The sequence below is a fragment of the Streptomyces sp. NBC_01334 genome, assembly GCF_035983595.1.
Lineage (GTDB): Bacteria > Actinomycetota > Actinomycetes > Streptomycetales > Streptomycetaceae > Streptomyces > Streptomyces coriariae.
Window position 1 is genome coordinate 4,484,550 of the sequence record NZ_CP130718.1, and the last position, 16,438, is coordinate 4,500,987.

A 16,438-nucleotide genomic window follows, 5' to 3' on the forward strand; every position below is an offset into this window, starting at 1 on the left:
CCGGATCCGGCACCGCCCCAGGGGCACCGCCGGCATGGCTCATGCTCGGAACCACTCGCATCCCACAGAAGGTACCGGAGAGGTCCGCCGACTCCAGGCCGTGACGGGTCACGCATCGGACACAACCCGATATCAACGCTCCGTGATTCCGGTATGCCACAATCCGCGACACCCGTGCGGCCGTCCGCGCGCCGCCCCCGCCGTCACCGCAGGCGAGCGCCCCTGACGGCCCCCTCCGGCAGCAGGTCGGCCGCGAGCAGTTCCTCACTCTCCGTACCGCCACCCGCACGCCGGGTGCGCAGCCAGGCCCGCTTGAGCAGCAGATGTACGTCCGCCTCCCAGGTGAAGCCCATGCCGCCGTGCACCTGGAGGCAGTCGCGCGCGCCGCGTACGGCGGCCTCGTCGGCGAGCAGCCGGGCGGCCGCGATGTCGGCCGGGTCGGCGGTGACGGCGGCCGCGTAGACCGCCGCGCGGGCCACCTCGACCCGCACCAGCAGTTCCGCGCACAGATGCTTGACCGCCTGGAAGGCGCCGATCGGCTGCCCGAACTGCTCACGCGCCCGGGCGTGTTGCACAGCGAGCTCGCACGCGCGCGTGGCCGTGCCGAGCTGCTCGGCCGCGGTGAGGAGAACGGCGACGGGATCGACGGCCGCCGAGACGCCCGGAACGCGGTGCAGCGGCGTCAGCGGATCCACCGACCGCAGCGGCACGGCCCCGTCGGCCTCCCCGCACACGACGTCCGCCTCCGTCAGCCACTCCACCAGCCCGCCGCCGTCCACGGCCGCCACGACCGTCTCCCCGTCGGCCGCGCCGGGCACCCGGCCCGCCGCGAGGTGGGTGGCCACGAGCGGCCCCGGCAGCAGGGCCCGGCCGGCCTCCTCGAACGCCAACACGGTCTCGGGCAGACCGAGTCCGACCCCGCCGTCCGCCTCGGGAAGCCGCAGCGCGAAGAACCCGGCCGCCCCCAGCTCCCGCCACAGCGCCCGGTCCAGCCGCCCCGGCCGGTCCACGGCGGCCCGCAGCGCCGCCCGGTCGAAGCGGCGCGCCACCAGCCCCCGTACGCCGTCCCGCAGCGCCCGCTGGTCCTCCGTCAGTCGAAATCGCATGTCGGAGAGTCACCGTCCCTTCGGCAGGCCCAGGATCCGCTCGGCCACGATGTTCCGCTGGATCTGCGAGGTCCCCGCCGCGATGGTGTACGAGAGCGAGGAGAGCCGGTCGTGGACCCAGGGGCGGTCGGTGTCGAGGGACTCGTCGCCCAGGACGTCGGCGGCCGTGTCGTACAGCTCCTGGCGGGCCTGCGAGTACCTCAGTTTGAAAACCGAACCCCCGACGCCCGGCAGACCGCCTTCGGCCTCCGCCTCGCTCACGTTCCACTGCGTCAGCCGCCAGAGCGCCCGGAACTCGGCGTTGAGGGCCCCCAGCCGCCGCCGCAGGGCGGGATCGTCCCAGCGTCCGTTCCTCCGTGCCTCCACGGCGAGTTCGCCCAGCACGCGCCGACAGGCGACGACCTCGCCCACGAAGGCGGTGCCTCGCTCGAACGACAGCGTCACCATCGTCACCCGCCAGCCGTCGTTCTCCTCCCCCACCCGATGGGTGACCGGCACCCGCACCTCGTCGAGGAACACCTCGGCGAACTCGGCGGATCCGGCGAGGGTGCGCAGCGGCCGTACGGTGATGCCGGGGGCGTCCATGGGCATGGCCAACCAGGTGATGCCCCGGTGCTTGGGCGCCGCCGGATCCGTGCGGACCAGCAGCTCGCACCAGTCGGCGACCTCCGCGTGCGAGGTCCAGATCTTGGACCCGCTCACCACGTAGTCGTCGCCGTCGCGCCACGCGCGCGTACGCAGCGCCGCGAGGTCCGACCCGGCGTCGGGCTCGCTGAAGCCCTGGCACCACACCTCCTCGCCGCGCAGGATGGGCGGCAGCCAGCGGGCCCGCTGTTCGGCCGTTCCCTCGGCGGCGATCGTCGGCCCCGCGTGCAGCAGTCCGACGAAACCGGCCCCCACGTAGGGCGCGCCCGCCTTCTCCGTCTCCTCCAGGAAGATCAGGCGGACGCCGGGCGAGGCCTGCCAGTGCACGTCGGCGTACCCGGCCTCGTACAGCGTCCGCTGCCAGCCGAGGTCGTAGGCGCGGCGGCCGGGCCAGTCGTCCGGGGAGGGCTTCGGCGGGAGCGTGGGCAGCACCTTGCCGAGCCACTCGCGCAACCGGGCCCGGAACTCCGCGTCCTCGGGGCTGTCCGCGAGGTCCATGGTCCTGATCCCCCTGCCCTGGTCCCGGCGCCGGCTACTTGTCGAGGTCCAGGTCCAGCATGCGGATCGCGTTGCCCCGCATGAGCTTGTAGACCGTCTCGTCGTCGAGGCCCTTGACGTGGTCGAGGGCGACCTCCTTGGTGTGCGGGAAGGTCGAGTCGACGTGCGGGTAGTCGGTCTCGAAGGTCGCGTTGTCGCGCCCCACCACGTCCAGGGACGCGACCCCGTGCTTGTCGCGGAAGAAGCAGCAGTACATCTGCCGGTAGTAGTACGTGGACGGCGGCTCGGGGACGACGTCCCTGACCCCGCCCCACGCGCGGTGCTCCTCCCAGACGTCGTCGGCACGCTCCAGGGCGTACGGGATCCAGCCCATCTGACCCTCGGAGTAGGCGAGTTTGAGGCGCGGGAACTTCACCAGCACCCCGCTGAAGAGGAAGTCCATCATCGAGGCCATCGCGTTGTTGAACGAAAGGGACGCCTGGACGGCCGGCGGTGCGTCCGGCGAGGCGGCCGGCATCTGCGAGGACGATCCGATGTGCATGTTGACGACCGTGCCGGTCTCCTCGCACACCGCGAAGAACGGATCCCAGTAGCCCGAGTGGATCGACGGCAGCCCGAGGTGGCTGGGGATCTCGGAGAAGGTCACCGCGCGCACCCCGCGGGCCGCGTTGCGCCGGATCTCGGCGACCGCCAGGTCGATGTCCCACAGGGGGATCAGGCAGAGCGGGATCAGCCGTCCGCCGCTGTCCCCGCACCACTCCTCGACCATCCAGTCGTTGTAGGCGCGCACACAGGCCAGCGCGACCTCCTTGTCGTGCGCCTCGGCGAAGGTCTGTCCGCAGAAGCGAGGGAAGGAGGGGAAGCAGAGGGAGGCCTCGACGTGGTTGAGGTCCATGTCCGCCAGCCGGGCCTTCGGGTCCCAGCAGCCGCGCCGCATCTCCTCCCGGGTGATGCCCTCCAGCGTCATCTCGTCCCGGTCGAAGCCGACGGCGGCGATGTTGCGCTTGTACGGGAACTTCAGGTCCTCGTAGATCCACCAGTCGGTGGGCTGGCCGTCCGGGTCCATCGTGATCTGGTACTTCCCGGCGACGTAGGCGAGCTCGCCGATCCCGGCGGTGAGGGGCTGCGGCCCCCGGTCCCGGTACTTCTGCGGCAGCCAGGTCGCGAAGAGGTGCGCGGGCTCGATCACATGGTCGTCGACGCTGACGATGCGCGGCAGTTCGGTACTCATGGCTTCCCCTCCGCCTGGCGGAACGCCAGTTGTCCGATGGACGTGTTCCGGCTATCTGATGACCCGTCAGATTGACTCTCCCCAGCAGGCTAGCCCCCGCCCCCTGGACCGACAAGGCGACCAGCCCTACGCTCTGCCCAAAATCTGACAGCCCGTCAGTTACGCCAGGGGGCCGACGTGAACGACACCGCCACCGCCACCGCCCACGAGCTGAGCGCGTCCCGCACCCTCTGGGACCTGCTCGCCCGCCGCGCCGACCTCACCCCCGGCCGCCGGGTCCTCCTCCAGAACGACCGGGCCCTGACCTTCGGCGAGCTGCGCGAGAGCGCCGAGCGGGTCGCGGCCGGGCTGCACGACATGGGGGTACGCCCCGGCACGGTCGTCGCCTGGCAGCTGCCCACCCGCCTGGAGACGGCCGTCCTGTCCTTCGCGCTGGCCCGCCTGGGGGCCGTGCAGTCGCCCGTCATCCCCTTCTACCGCGACCGCGAGGTCGGCTTCGCGCTGCGCGAGTCGAAGGCGGAGTTCTTCGCGGTGCCGGGCGTCTGGCGCGGCTTCGACCATGCCGAGATGGCACGGCGGCTGGGCGCGAAGGGCGTCTTCGAGGCGTACGACGAGCTGCCCGACGGGGACCCGGCCGTGCTTCCGCCGCCGCCCGCCGAGGGCACCTCGGTGCGCTGGATCTACTGGACCTCGGGCACCACCTCCGACCCCAAGGGCGTGCTGCACACCGACCGTTCGCTGATCGCGGGCGGCTCCTGCCTCGCCCACGCGCTGCGCCTCACCGCGGACGACGTCGGCTCGATGGCGTTCCCGTACGCCCACATCGCCGGCCCCGACTACACCGTCATGCTGCTGCTCTACGGCTTCCCCGCGGTGATGTTCGAGCACTTCGCGCTGCCGGACGCGCTGGACGGGTACCGACGGCACGGGGTGACGGTCGCGGGCGGGTCGACGGCGTTCTACTCGATGTTCCTCGCCGAGCAGCGCAAGCGGCCGGAGGCGCCGCTGATCCCCTCGCTGCGCCTGCTCGCGGGCGGCGGAGCGCCCAAGCCGCCCGAGGTGTACCACGCCGTCGTGCGCGAGATGGGGGTGCAGCTGACGCACGGGTACGGGATGACCGAGGTGCCGATGATCACCATGGGGGCGCCGGACGACACCGCGGAGAACCTCGCGACGACGGAGGGCCGGCCGCCGGAGGGCATGCGGATACGGGTGGTGGACGGCGAGGTGCGGCTGCGCGGCGAGGCCGTGTGCCAGGGGTATCTGGATCCCGCCCAGACGGCCGAGGCGTTCGACGCGGAGGGGTTCCTGCGCACCGGCGACCTGGGGCACGTGACCGGCAGCGGGCATCTGGTCCTCACCGGGCGGCTGAAGGACGTCATCATCCGCAAGGGGGAGAACGTGTCGGCCAAGGAGATCGAGGACCTGCTCGCCGCGCACCCGGCCGTCGGGGACGTGGCGGTGATCGGCCTGCCCGACGCGGAGCGCGGGGAGCTGGTGTGCGCGGTGGTGGAACGGGCGCCGGGAGCCGGGGAACCGTTGACGCTCGCGGCGATGACCTCGTATCTGCGCGCGGGCGGCCTGTCGGTCCACAAGCTGCCGGAGCGACTGGAGCTGGTGGACGCCCTGCCGCGCAACGAGACACTGCGCAAGGTCCTGAAGTACAAGCTGCGCGAGCGCTTCTCCCGCTGAGCGCGACTCGGGTGCGTGCGGCTCGGCTGCGTACCGGTCGGGTGCGTACCGCTCAGGTGGCTGCCGGTCGGGTGACTGCCGGTCGGCTGGGGCTACTCGGCGACCGTGAAGTAGCGGGCGAAGGCGGGGACGATCTCTGCCTCGCCGACCTTGCCGTCCGCGTCGGCGTCGAGGACGTCCGCGGCCCCCCGGGCGACCTCTTCGGGCGCTCCGAGCGCCCTGAGCACCCGTACGGTGTCCGCGACCGTGGCCCGGCCGTCGCCGTCGGGGTCGGCGATGTCCAGGGCCGCGTGCAGGAAGGGGCGGGCGATCTCGGCGAACCGCTCAGGGTTGTCGCGCAGGCGCTTGACCGCGCCGTTCACGAACTCCTCCCGGCTGATGCGCTGGTCGCCGTCCCGGTCGGCGATGCCTGCCATGCCCTGCCAGAACGCCTCGGCGCCCGCGTACAGCGCCTGCCCCTTGTCGGACCGGGCCGCGGTGCCGAACTCGGCGAGCAGCGCCTTGGCCGCCGCACCGAAGTCCACCCGGTCGATGTAGCCGTTGCCGTCCTGGTCGAAGGTGGCGAACCGGGCGGCGATCCTGCGCTCGTACTCACTGCTGACCATGTCTTCTCGGGCCGCCTTACGTCATCGCGTGGAGATTCTGCTGGGAGTGGTTCCGGCAGGGAGCGTACGACGCCGGCGACTCCCGGGCAGCGGGAAAGCGACGCCTGTGCCAGGACCGGGGAAATTCTGGGACGAGGGTGTAGCGGAGTCGGCCCCGTCCGGGCCCGCGCGGGCCTACGCCGAGAGCGGTTCCGTCCCGTCGTCCACGGCGGCCGCGAGGTCCCCGTAGACATCGAAGAGGCGGCGGACGCCCAGCGCGCCCAGCACCCGGTTGACGTGGGAGTCCTCCGCCGCGCCCCGCGCGGGAAGTATCAGGCGCAGCCGTCCCCGGCAGGAACGGATGAGGCGGCGCGAGGCGATGAGGACGCCGACGCCGCTCGAGTCGCAGAAGTACACCTCGGAGAGGTCCAGGACGAGACTGTGGCGACCTTCGGCCACCTCGTCGTGCACCTTCTGACGCAGTACCGGCGACGTCACCAGGTCCAGCTCGCCCGACACCTGGAGCACGGCCCATCCGCCCTGCTCCCAGCCGGTCACTTTGAAGGCCACCACCACGCCCTTCGCTCGCTGTAGCTCGCGGAAAACGGAAGCTGTCCCTTCGCTTCCTTGCAGCGCGGCTGCCCAGCGGCCGTGCCCCGAAACACCGAAGGAAAAACAGAAGCGGAGAGAAAGAGGCTTGTTCCAGTCGTATCCCGTCCGGTTCGATCCTTCTCTGTCGGGTAGGCGCCGCCCATACCACCCTCTCGCGGACAGGGGGCGCACATTGAAACAAAGGGGCGTGCGTTGTCGGACGTGCCGACTACATTCGAGGTGACGGTGGACGCACGCTGGACACACGCACAGGCAGAGGTACGCGCACGGGTGAGGGGGCCGCATGGCGAAGAAGGACGCACCGCCCCGCTGGGACCGCAAGATGCAGCAACGACTCGCGCGCGGCGAGGCGGCCGCCCTCGGCGAGCTCTATGACCGATTCGCTTCGCTCGTGCACGGTCTCGCCCACCGCGTGCTCGGAGACGAACGGGCGGCCGACGGCATCACCCGCGAGGTCTTCGCGCATGTCTGGGAACACCCCGACGCCTACGACCCGAAGCAGGGCCCGCTGCGCACCTGGGTCGCCTCGTTGACCCACCACCTCGCCGTGCAGCGCCTGCGCGCCACCGAGACCGCCGCGCTGGCCGAGGCGGGCCCCGGCTCCGCCGAGGCGACCGAGGAACTGGAACGCAGGGTGCGGCACGCCTCCGTCGCCGCCCGCGCCGACTACATCGTCCAGGCCATGCCCGCCCCGCTGCGCGCCGCCCTGGAACTGGCCTACTTCCAGCGACGCGACTACCGCCAGACCGCGGCCGACCTCGGCGTCACCGAGGACGAGGCCCGCCGCCGGCTCCGCCTCGGCCTGCAACTCCTGTCCACCGCCCACGACTCGGCGGCCCCCGGGGCACCGCCTGAATACGGGGGTGCGGCGTGAGGGGCGAGAACGTGTTCCCGCCGTCCGAAGACAGCGGAGACGGCGGAGACGAAGAGGACATGAAGAGGGACCAGGAGACGGACGAGGAGAGGCACCGGGAGAGGCCTCCGGAGGAGGGCAGGGAAACGGCGTCCGGCGACGACGGCAACGGACCGGGCGGCACCGGCGGTTCCGGCAGTTCCGACGGCAGCGGTCTCGGTGACCGCGGTTCCGGCGGCAGCGGTTCCGGTGACGGAAACGGCACGCCTCCGGCGCGCGAACCCGGCCGCCCGCCGCGCATCCCGCTCCCCCGCGCCTCCGTGGAGGACAGCGGGCTGCCGCTGCCGCCGGCGGAGCCCGCCGGCCCGGGACCGCTCACGCTCGAGCACCCGGTGCTCAAGTCCCTGCTGGGCGCCTGGGCACTGGCGGCCTGCTCGGCCGAGGAGACGGCGGCCGTCGAGGAGCACCTCGGCGACTGCGGAGCCTGCGCGGACGAGGCACGGCGGCTGCGCGAGGCGGTCGGCCTGCTCCAGCGCCCGGAGAGCCTCGACCTCGACCCGGGCCTGCGCACCCGCGTCCTCGACGGCTGCCTGAACCGTCGTCCGCCCCGCATTCCGGTGCCCGTCTGGGCGGCGTCGTACGACGCCGAGACCGCGCGGCTCGACGCCCTGCTCCAGGACTTCGGGGACGCCGAGTGGCACGCGCCGGTGCGGCTGCGCTGGTTCCGCGGCGAGGGGGCCACGAGCCGCCGGACCACCGTCGCCGGAGTCATCGCCCACCTGCTCGCCGTGGACGGGCTGGTGGCCGTCGCCCTCGGGCTCGACGACCCGCTGGCCCCGTTCGCCACCGGCGACAGGCCGGGCGGGACCGACGAGACGAACGAGACGGACAAGAGCGACGGGTGGGACCGCGGGACCGGGGCGACCGGGGCGACCGGATCGGGCGGGCCGGTGGACACGCCGGCCCGGCGCACCGAGTCGTTCTGGGCGGGCTCGCACTTCCCGCCCACCCGTTCCGTGCGCGGCCCCTGGCGCGAACAGACCCACGCCCTGGTGCGGACGGTGTCCTTCACCGGTGGGGGCACCTCCCGCGCGAGCGAAGCCGAGCGTGGGGAAGGCCCGGGCACCATGCCGGTGTCGTACGGCGGCTTCGAACTGCCCCTGCGCGACGCCATGCTGGACCGGGCCTTCGAGTGCTGGGTGCACGCCGAGGACATCGCGGAAGCGGTCGACTACCCCTACGCGCCGCCCGCCCCACGCCACCTGCACGGCATGATCGACCTCGCCGCGCGGATGCTGCCCGAGACCCTCGCGGCACGCCGCCGCGCGGGGCTCGCCACGCCCTCGCGCACCCGCCACCTGGTGACCGCGGGCCGCCCCGGCCGCAGCCTGCGTCTGGAGATCGAGGGCTCGGGCGGCGGCCAGTGGCTGATCCCGCTGGACTCACCGGGCGCGGTGGGCTCCGCCGACCACGAGGTGGCCCACGTCGCCCTGGACGACGTGGAGTTCTGCCGCCTGGCCGCCGGCCACGTCTCCCCGGAGGAGGCGGCGGCGGGCCAGCTGGGCGACCGCGAGGCGATCAGGGACGTGCTGTTCGCGGCGGCGTCGCTGAGCCGGATGTAGCCGGACGCAGCCCGACGCGACCGGACACGGCCGGGGCGGGCTGGCGCCGGGCAGGAGCATCGGCGGGACTGCCGCCGACGCTCGCGACGGCTCGCGGCGACTCGCGACGCCTACGCGAAGACGACCGTGCGCCGTCCGTTGAGCAGGATCCGCCGCTCCGCGTGCCACTTCACGGCCCGCGCCAGTGCCTGGCACTCCACGTCCCGCCCGACGGCGACGAGCTGGTCCGGCGTGACGCCGTGCCCCACGCGCTCGACCTCCTGCTCGATGATCGGCCCCTCGTCGAGGTCGGCCGTCACATAGTGCGCCGTCGCCCCGATCAGCTTCACGCCCCGCGCGTGCGCCTGGTGGTACGGCTTGGCGCCCTTGAAACTCGGCAGGAAGGAGTGGTGGATGTTGATGATCCGGCCGCTGAGCTGCTTGCACAGGTCGTCGGAGAGGACCTGCATGTAGCGGGCGAGGACGACCAGCTCGACGTCCTGCTCCCGGACCAGCTCGAGCAGCTGGGCCTCGGCCTCAGCCTTGTTCTCCCTCGTCACCGGGATGTGGCGGAAGGGGATGTTGTACGAGCCCACCAGCTCGGCGAAGTCGGTGTGGTTGGACACCACGGCCGCGATCTCCACCGGCAGCGCGCCGATGCTGGCGCGGAACAGCAGGTCGTTCAGGCAGTGCCCGAACTTGCTGACCATGAGGACGACGCGCATCTTCTCGTCGGCCCGGTTGATCTGCCAGTCCATGTGGAAGGAGTCGCCGATCGCCGCGAAGCTCGCCCGGAGCTTGTCCACGGTCACCGGAGGCTCGGCCGAGAAGTGGACGCGCAGGAAGAACAGACCCGTGTCGTGGTCGCCGAACTGCTGACTGTCCTCGATGTTGCAGCCGGTCATGAAGAGATAGCTCGACACGGCGTGCACGATGCCCTGCTTGTCGGGGCAGGAAAGGGTGAGGACGTACTGGTCGGCGGCGGTTGCTGCGGCTCGGGTGGGCTGCGCGTTCATGCCCGACAGGGTCGCACACCGGCCACCGCCGTGGTCAATCGTCCCGCAGGACGGAACACGGCGTCCGCCCCGCTCCCCGGCCCGGCTCGCGCCTTACGCGGCGCGCGTCATGATCCGCAGCACCTCGAGGGTGCGCGGCGGCGCGTCGGCGTCGTCGCCGTCGCTGGCCGCCATCCGCACGTGCGCGTCCCGCGCCGCGCGTACCGCCTCCGGCCACGCCTCGTGGTCGACGTACGCGGAGACCGGGGCGTCCGGCCCGACCTGGTGCATGATCCGCAGGACCCGCAGCACGGCGGTGTCCACGAGGGCCGCCTCCTGCGAGTCGCGGAAGATCGTGCCGACGTACTTCTCGGCGGACCAGTTGTCGAGCCAGGTGTCCTCGACGAGCCGGTACACGGCGTCGGTGACGTCCCCGTACCCCTCGACGCCGGCCAGCCAGACGTTCTGCTGGAACACCGGGTCGGAGAGCATGTGCAGCGCGGAGCGCACATTGCTGCGCCAGCGCCACCACGGCATGTCGTTGAGTGGCATGCCGCCCATGGTGGGGGAGCGACGGCCGCGACGGGAAGAGTTCTCCGAACCTTGCACGGTCACAGATCGTACGTTTCCCCGTCCCACGCACCGCAGGTGCCCCTGCAATTCACCTTGCCGTCACCACTCGTTGACCGTGGGTCACTCCCAGGTTAGCGATGTGACGGAATCGTGCGTGTCCATGACCGGCAAGCGACGCACATCAACGCGAAGCACCTTCCTCCCCAGGTCCTTCCGCTTCACCAGGTCCGTCAGAGCGACCGCCCTCTCGGCGGGCGCCCTGGCCGCCTGCGCGTCACTCGCCGTCGGCTGCGGGGTCGTCCCCGGTGTCTCGGGGGGTTCCGGGGACGACCCGATCGTCGTCATGACGTGGGCGCCCGAGGAGACGTCCGCCACCAACAAGCCGGGCATGCCCGCCTTCGCCCTCGCCTACGCCCGCTGGGTCAACGCGAACGGCGGCCTGAACGGCCGCAAGCTCAAGGTCCTGACCTGCAACGACCACAACGACACCGTGTCCGCGGCGTCGTGCGCCCGGCGCGCGGTCAAGGAGAAGGCGGTCGCCGTGGTCGGCTCCTACAGCCAGCACTCCGACGCCTTCTTCCCGCATCTGGAAGGCGCCGGCATCCCCTACATAGGCGGCTACGGCGTCACGAACGCCGAGTTCACCAGCCCGCTGTCCTACCCCGTCAACGGCGGCCAGCCCTCGCTGCTGGCCGGCCTCGGCAAGGAGCTCGGCGCGACCTGCGGTCCCGTCTCGCTCGTCCGCCCCGACACCATCGCCGGCGACGCGCTGCCCCCGATGCTCAACGCCGGACTGACCGCGGGCGGGCACGACAAGGCCGAGGACCAGCGGGCCCCGGAGGACGCCACCGAGTACGCGACGCAGGCCGAGGCCGCCATGAAGAACGCGACCGGCGACTCGGCCGGGGACGGGAAGGGGTGCGTGGTGACCGCGCTCGGGGACCGGACCGCCACCTTCATGGACTCCTTCCGGCGCACCCGCGCGGACTACCCCGACGTCCGCACCGGCACCGTCCTCGGCAGCGTCGACCAGACGGTGATCAACGCCGCCGGTGCCGCCTCCGGACCCTTCGAGGGGGCCTACGTCACCGGCTGGTACCCGGTGACGAGCGACCCCGCCTGGGCGCCGATGAAGAAGGTGATCAGCGAGGAGGCGTTCTCCGACACCCGGATCGACCCCACCGACACCGGCGTGCAGACCACCTGGATCGCCTACACCGTGTTCCGGCAGGCCGTGGAGTCACTGGACGGCGGCGAGGTGACCGCCGACTCCGTACGGGGCGCCCTGGACAACGGGCTGAAGGTCACCACGGGCGGACTCACGCCGACGCTCCGCTGGGAGTTCACCGACCGGCTCGCCTCCATCGGCTTCCCCCGCCTGGTCAACGCCGAGGTCACCCTCCAGGCCGTGCAGAAGGGCCGCCTGGTGGCCGCCAAGAAGGGCTTCGTGGACGTGACGAAGACCCTGGAGAAGGCCGACGTCGACTGACCCGCCCCACCCGGACAACCGCCCGACCCGGCTGACCAGGGCGACCTTTACCCGACCCGGCCGGTCCGCGTCTACAACTGGGTGGGCTGGCGCTCCGTCAGGCCGTAGGTCCGCGCGATCTTGTTCCACAACTTCGCGGCCTGCGTCTTCTGGGCGCTGGCGGTGCCGCTCGCGCGGTTGCCGGCCTGAGTCTCGGAGGTGGTGCGGGCCGAGCCCTTCTTGCAGCTCTTGTTCTTGCTGCCGGCGACCTGGTCGGCCCAGGTCGCGTAGTGGTTGTCGGCGGACGCGGACGCCTGCCACGCCTTGGTGAGGGCCGTGGTCAGCGCGGTGTGGTCCGGCAGCTGGTCGACCTGCAGCGCGGACAGCCTGGTGACCAGTTCCGAGCGCTGCTTCGCCGCGTCCCGCAGGTCCGTGGCGGCCTGGGCGAGATTGCCGCACGCCTTCACGTCGGCCACCGCGCTGATCACGCTGGCCCGGCTGCTGCCGCTGTCCGCGAGCAGCTTGTCGAGCTCGACGGCCTGCTGCTCGGCCGCGCCGGTGGACGCCGACGCGGACCCCTCGGTCGCGGGGGCCGACGCGGCGACGGTCTGGTTGTCGTCGCCCTGGCCACCGCCCCCGCCCGCGAGCATCGCGCCCGCGCCGACGCCGACGACCGCGAGCGCCACGCCGACCGCCGCGAACAACGGCAGCCGCGAGCCGGTGCGGCCTCCCCGGCCGCCGCCGTCGTCACGCGCCCCGCGCCGCCCGCCCGCCGCCGGGTCACCGGGCGGGGTGTAGGCGGGCTGCGGGGAACGGGCGGCGGGCCCGGCGCCGTAGCCCGGTGCGCCACCGTGGCCGCCCGGACCGCCGTGGCCGCGTCCGGGGGTGTCCGGCTCGGAGAAGCGCGGGAGCTGCTGCGTGGATCCTGCCGGGCTCTCGGTGGCCGGCCCGCTGCGGAAGAGGTTCTCGAACTCGGCGGGCGGCTGCCGGTCGCCGTCGGCCTGTGCGGCGACGGGCGGGATGTACTGCGTGGGCTCGGAGTCGGAGTACGCGCCGGGCTGCGTTCCGGGGGCCGGCATCGGCCCGGGGGCGTTGTGCGGGGTACGGCCCAGGTACTGGGTCGACTCGGCCGGCACCTCGGGCGGCAGCGCGCCGGGGGCGACCGGCGGTATGTACTGCGTCGCGCCCTCGTCGACGGGGGCGGCGGGGACGGGCGGCAGGTACTGGGTGGCGCCCTCGTCGGCGGCACCGGGTCCGGCGAACTGTGGCGGGTACGGGCCCCGGCCGTCGGCGGTCGGGTCGGCCGGGACCGGCGGTATGTACTGCGTCGCGGCGTCGTCGATCGAAGCGGCGGCGGGCGGCAGGGGTGCGCCCGGCGCCGGCGCGCTCTCCGGCGGGAGCGGGCCCGCGCCCGCCGAGGTGCCGCCGTTCCACGGGGCCGCCTGCCCGCTGTCCCACTGGGCCTGCGGCTGCTGCGAGTACTGCGGCTGGTGCTGCTGGTGTCCCTGGTCCGTTCGGCCCTGCCCGTCCGCCTGGTCCGCCGGGAGCGGCCAGCCCGGGGCGGACTGCTGCGGGGCGGACTGCTGCGGGGCGGGCGTCTGCCGGCCGGGACCCCAGGGGTCCCCCCAGGTCTGTCCGCCGGCCGGCGCCTGCTGCCCGTACTCGGGCTGCCCCTGGGGCGCGTGCTGCCCGTGCTGCCCGTAGTCCGGTTGCCCGTACTGCTGCTGCCCGTACTCGTCCTGTCCGTACTGCTGCTGCCCGTACTGCGGAGCGCCGTACTGGTCGGACTGGTGGCCCGACGGCGGCCCCGGCGGCGGTCCCTGGCGGGGTACCGGCCGCGGCGGGTTCGTCGTCATTCCCGGCAGCAGGGGTTCCCCACCGTCGGAGGGCAGCACGATGCCTTCGCGCGCGGGTTGCGCCGAGGGCTCCTCGCCCTGTCCACTCTGCGTCACCGGGACTCCTACGAATGGGGGACCTTCGGAATCGTCGGCTCACGCTACCGGGTCCCCGGAACCCCGTGCCACGCAGCTCAGAACGTGATCTCCCTCCCACCGGGTCGGACAGTGACTTCGGTGACAGATCCGGAGCCCCGTGCGCTGTATCCGCCCCTCCTTCCGCGCGACCGCGCCGTTTCCCGCGTGTTCACGCGGCGGCACCCCGTCCGTTCACGCCGCGGTCTGCAGCTCCAGCCGCGCCCCGAACTCCCTTACCACCGACTCGTCCCGGAACGGTTCCAGTCGCTGCTGGAGGTCCTCCAGGTACTCCGCGCCCCGGTTGGAGCGGAGCGTCTCGAGGAGCTCGACCGCCTTGAGGCCCGTGTGGCAGGCCTGTTCGATCTCGCGCTGCTGCACCTGCGCGGTGGCCAGCAGGACGTAGCCGATGGCACGCCGGCGCGCACGGCTCTCCGGGTGCCCGGCCAGGGACTGTTCGGCGCAGCGCGCCGCCGCCTCGGCCTGGCCCAGGTCGCGGTGGCAGTGCGCCAACTCGTCGGCCAGATAGGCCTCGTCGAAGTGCGCGATCCACGCGGGGTCGTCCCCGGCGGACGGCTCGGCCGCCTCCAGCGCCGAGATCGCCCGCCCGGACGCCGCCTGCGCCCCGCGCGCGTCCCCCAGCAGCGCGTGGCCGCGCGCCTCCGCCGCGAGGAACATCGCCTCCGCGCGCGGCGTCACCCGCCCCCGCGCTCCCTCCTGCGCGGCGCGCGCCAACTGCGCGATCTCCCGCGGGTTTCCGAGCTGCGCGGCGAGGTGGCTCATGGATGCGGCGAGGACGTATCCGCCGTACCCCCTGTCGCCCGCCGCCTGGGCGAGCCGCAGGGCCTGGATGTAGTAGCGCTGGGCGAGGCCGGGTTGGCCGGTGTCGACGGCCATGTAGCCGGCGAGTTCCGTCAACCGGGCCACGGCCGCGAAGAGTTCCCGGCCCACCGCCTCCCGGTAGGAGCCGGCCAGCAGCCCCGAGACGACGCTGTTGAGGTAGTGCACGACGACCGGGCGCACATGCCCGCTGCCGTACTGGTGGTCCAGGTCGACCAGCGCCTGGGTCATGGCCTTGACGGCCGCGACGTCGGAGAGGCCCACCCGGGGCCCGGCAGCCCGCGCCACCTGTGCGTCGGGGGAGGAGATCAGCCAGTCGCGGCTCGGCTCGACCAACGCGGAGGCGGCCACGGACGAACCGGAGAGGAAGTCGCGTCGGCCCACGTCGCTGCGCCACAGTTCGCAGACCTGCTCGATGGCCCCCAGTACCGTCGGCGAGAACTGGAGACCCACGCCCGAGGCGAGGTTCTTGCCGTTGGCCATGCCGATCTCGTCGATCGTGACCGTACGGCCGAGCTTGCGGCCCAGCGCCTCCGCGATGATCGCCGGGGCGCGGCCCCGCGGCTGCTGTCCGCGCAGCCAACGGGCCACGGACGTCTTGTCGTAGCGCAGATCGAGTCCGTGCTCGGCGCCGCACATGTTGACGCGGCGGGCGAGCCCGGCGTTCGAGCACCCCGCCTCCTGGATGAGCGCCTGCAACCGTTCGTTCGGTTGCCTCGCGACTAGCGGCCTTGCGGCCATGGGCACTACCCCCTGTGGCTGCGGTGACCGGGACGGCGGGTGCCCGCCCACACACCGAGTTGACGTGTCTTCCACCGAAAAGTTCCGGCCGAGAAGATCAATGCCCCACAGCCGCAGCGAAAATGCGAGGCATGTGAGGATTGCCAAGACTTGCCGAGGAATACAGAGAATTGCCGGGTTACCGGCGGACGCCCGCCCCCCTCTACCTGGTTACCCGCTCCCGCGCCCGTTCCTCCCGCGCGCCCCCGCCCGTGCACCCATGCGCCCCGGACGCGGAATCGATGCTCCTCCCCCGCGCAATGTGGCGGGCGTAACCCCTGGTGACGGCTAGAGTTGTGTTCATCGTGGAAGAGACCATCGCGGGCGCCGAAGCCACTCAAATCCCGAAGCAGCGCGGGGAATCGCTGCTCGAGACCGCTGTTCGTTACGCCGAGGAACGTCATTGGGACGTGTTCCCCGGCACCTGGCTGGAACCCGTCGACGGAGTGCAGCGCTGCTCGTGCGGCGACGGCGCGTGTGCGGCGCCGGGCGCGCACCCCGCGCGCCCCGACTGGGCGACACAGGCCACCGGCAGTGCGACGGTCGCGCGCCGGATGTGGCAGAAGCAGCCGACCGCCTCGATCCTGCTGCCGACCGGGCGTACGTTCGACGCGATCTCCGTTCCGGAGACGGCCGGGTTTCTCGCGCTGGCGCGGATGGAGCGGATGGAGTTGACGCTCGGTCCCGTCACGTTGACGCCGGACCGGCGGATGCAGTTCTTCGTGTTGCCGGGGGCTTCGGCGAAGGTGCCGGACCTGGTGCGCAAGCTGGGCTGGTCGCTGGGCGCGCTCGATCTCCTGACGCTCGGCGAGGGCATGTGGGTCGCCGCGCCGCCCACGCGGTTCGGGTCCCGGGGTGCCGTGCAGTGGGCGTGCCGGCCCACCGCCGCGAACCGCTGGCTGCCGGACGCGGAGGAGTTGATCTCGCCGCTCGCCTACGCCTGCGGGCGGGACCGCTGACCCCCTGAGTCGCTTTCCGCGCCGTAGGGTT

General features: G+C 72.7%; 14 protein-coding genes. 5 read left to right on the forward strand and 9 right to left on the reverse strand.

What is annotated here, in order from left to right; translation table 11 throughout:
* Positions 1 to 203: 203 nt before the first annotated feature.
* Genes OG736_RS19990 through OG736_RS20000 form a run of 3 tightly spaced genes read right to left on the reverse strand, consistent with a single transcriptional unit; the run spans position 204 to position 3,480 of the window.
* Positions 204 to 1,106 (reverse strand): acyl-CoA dehydrogenase family protein, encoded by a 903-nt coding sequence (locus tag OG736_RS19990; protein WP_327183665.1) that lies wholly within the window; start codon positions 1,104 to 1,106, stop codon positions 204 to 206.
* A gap of 9 nt (positions 1,107 to 1,115) precedes the next feature.
* Entirely contained in the window at positions 1,116 to 2,249 is a 1,134-nt protein-coding gene (locus tag OG736_RS19995; protein ID WP_327183666.1) for an acyl-CoA dehydrogenase, read from the reverse strand.
* Positions 2,250 to 2,283: 34 nt separating this feature from the next.
* Complete coding sequence (locus tag OG736_RS20000; RefSeq protein WP_327183667.1) at positions 2,284 to 3,480, reverse strand: amidohydrolase family protein; 1,197 nt, start codon at positions 3,478 to 3,480, stop codon at positions 2,284 to 2,286.
* 177 nt (positions 3,481 to 3,657) lie between these two features.
* Between OG736_RS20000 and OG736_RS20005 the strand changes: the two genes are divergently transcribed.
* The gene (locus tag OG736_RS20005) at positions 3,658 to 5,172 is read left to right on the forward strand and encodes a class I adenylate-forming enzyme family protein (protein WP_327183668.1); all 1,515 of its coding nucleotides are present in this window, start codon (positions 3,658 to 3,660) and stop codon (positions 5,170 to 5,172) included.
* Positions 5,173 to 5,264: 92 nt separating this feature from the next.
* On the opposite strand, the gene OG736_RS20010 is transcribed toward OG736_RS20005, so the two are convergent.
* Together OG736_RS20010 and OG736_RS20015 are read right to left on the reverse strand one after the other, a co-directional pair.
* Entirely contained in the window at positions 5,265 to 5,777 is a 513-nt protein-coding gene (locus OG736_RS20010) for an EF-hand domain-containing protein (protein ID WP_327183669.1), read from the reverse strand.
* Positions 5,778 to 5,951: 174 nt separating this feature from the next.
* Positions 5,952 to 6,332 carry an STAS domain-containing protein gene (locus OG736_RS20015; RefSeq protein WP_020130204.1) on the reverse strand — a complete coding sequence of 127 codons (381 nt, stop codon included), beginning with the start codon at positions 6,330 to 6,332 and terminating at the stop codon, positions 5,952 to 5,954.
* A 319-nt stretch (positions 6,333 to 6,651) separates the two neighbouring features.
* On the opposite strand from OG736_RS20015, the gene OG736_RS20020 reads away from it, so the two are divergent.
* Together OG736_RS20020 and OG736_RS20025 are read left to right on the forward strand one after the other, a co-directional pair.
* Positions 6,652 to 7,242 carry a sigma-70 family RNA polymerase sigma factor gene (locus OG736_RS20020; protein WP_057600759.1) on the forward strand — a complete coding sequence of 197 codons (591 nt, stop codon included), beginning with the start codon at positions 6,652 to 6,654 and terminating at the stop codon, positions 7,240 to 7,242.
* A 59-nt stretch (positions 7,243 to 7,301) separates the two neighbouring features.
* On the forward strand, positions 7,302 to 8,843 hold the full coding sequence (locus OG736_RS20025; protein ID WP_327183670.1) for an anti-sigma factor family protein: 1,542 nt from the start codon (positions 7,302 to 7,304) through the stop codon (positions 8,841 to 8,843).
* 110 nt (positions 8,844 to 8,953) lie between these two features.
* Here the strand turns inward: OG736_RS20025 and purU are convergent, their stop codons facing one another.
* Positions 8,954 to 9,838, reverse strand: a complete 885-nt coding sequence (gene purU / locus OG736_RS20030) for a formyltetrahydrofolate deformylase (protein WP_020130207.1) — start codon at positions 9,836 to 9,838, stop codon at positions 8,954 to 8,956.
* A 93-nt stretch (positions 9,839 to 9,931) separates the two neighbouring features.
* A complete protein-coding gene (locus OG736_RS20035; protein ID WP_078615735.1) occupies positions 9,932 to 10,432 on the reverse strand; it encodes an SCO4402 family protein in 501 nt (166 codons plus the stop codon).
* A gap of 118 nt (positions 10,433 to 10,550) precedes the next feature.
* On the opposite strand from OG736_RS20035, the gene OG736_RS20040 reads away from it, so the two are divergent.
* Positions 10,551 to 11,879, forward strand: a complete 1,329-nt coding sequence (locus OG736_RS20040) for an ABC transporter substrate-binding protein (protein ID WP_327183671.1) — start codon at positions 10,551 to 10,553, stop codon at positions 11,877 to 11,879.
* Between the two features lie 71 nt (positions 11,880 to 11,950).
* Here the strand turns inward: OG736_RS20040 and OG736_RS20045 are convergent, their stop codons facing one another.
* Both OG736_RS20045 and OG736_RS20050 read right to left on the reverse strand, forming a co-directional pair.
* Complete coding sequence (locus OG736_RS20045) at positions 11,951 to 13,810, reverse strand: hypothetical protein (protein ID WP_327183672.1); 1,860 nt, start codon at positions 13,808 to 13,810, stop codon at positions 11,951 to 11,953.
* Between the two features lie 213 nt (positions 13,811 to 14,023).
* A complete protein-coding gene (locus OG736_RS20050; RefSeq protein ID WP_267022540.1) occupies positions 14,024 to 15,409 on the reverse strand; it encodes an NsdA family TPR-like regulatory protein in 1,386 nt (461 codons plus the stop codon).
* 335 nt (positions 15,410 to 15,744) lie between these two features.
* Between OG736_RS20050 and OG736_RS20055 the strand changes: the two genes are divergently transcribed.
* Positions 15,745 to 16,407: a bifunctional DNA primase/polymerase gene (locus tag OG736_RS20055; protein WP_327183673.1), complete on the forward strand. Its 663-nt coding sequence runs from the start codon at positions 15,745 to 15,747 to the stop codon at positions 16,405 to 16,407.
* Positions 16,408 to 16,438: the final 31 nt, after the last annotated feature.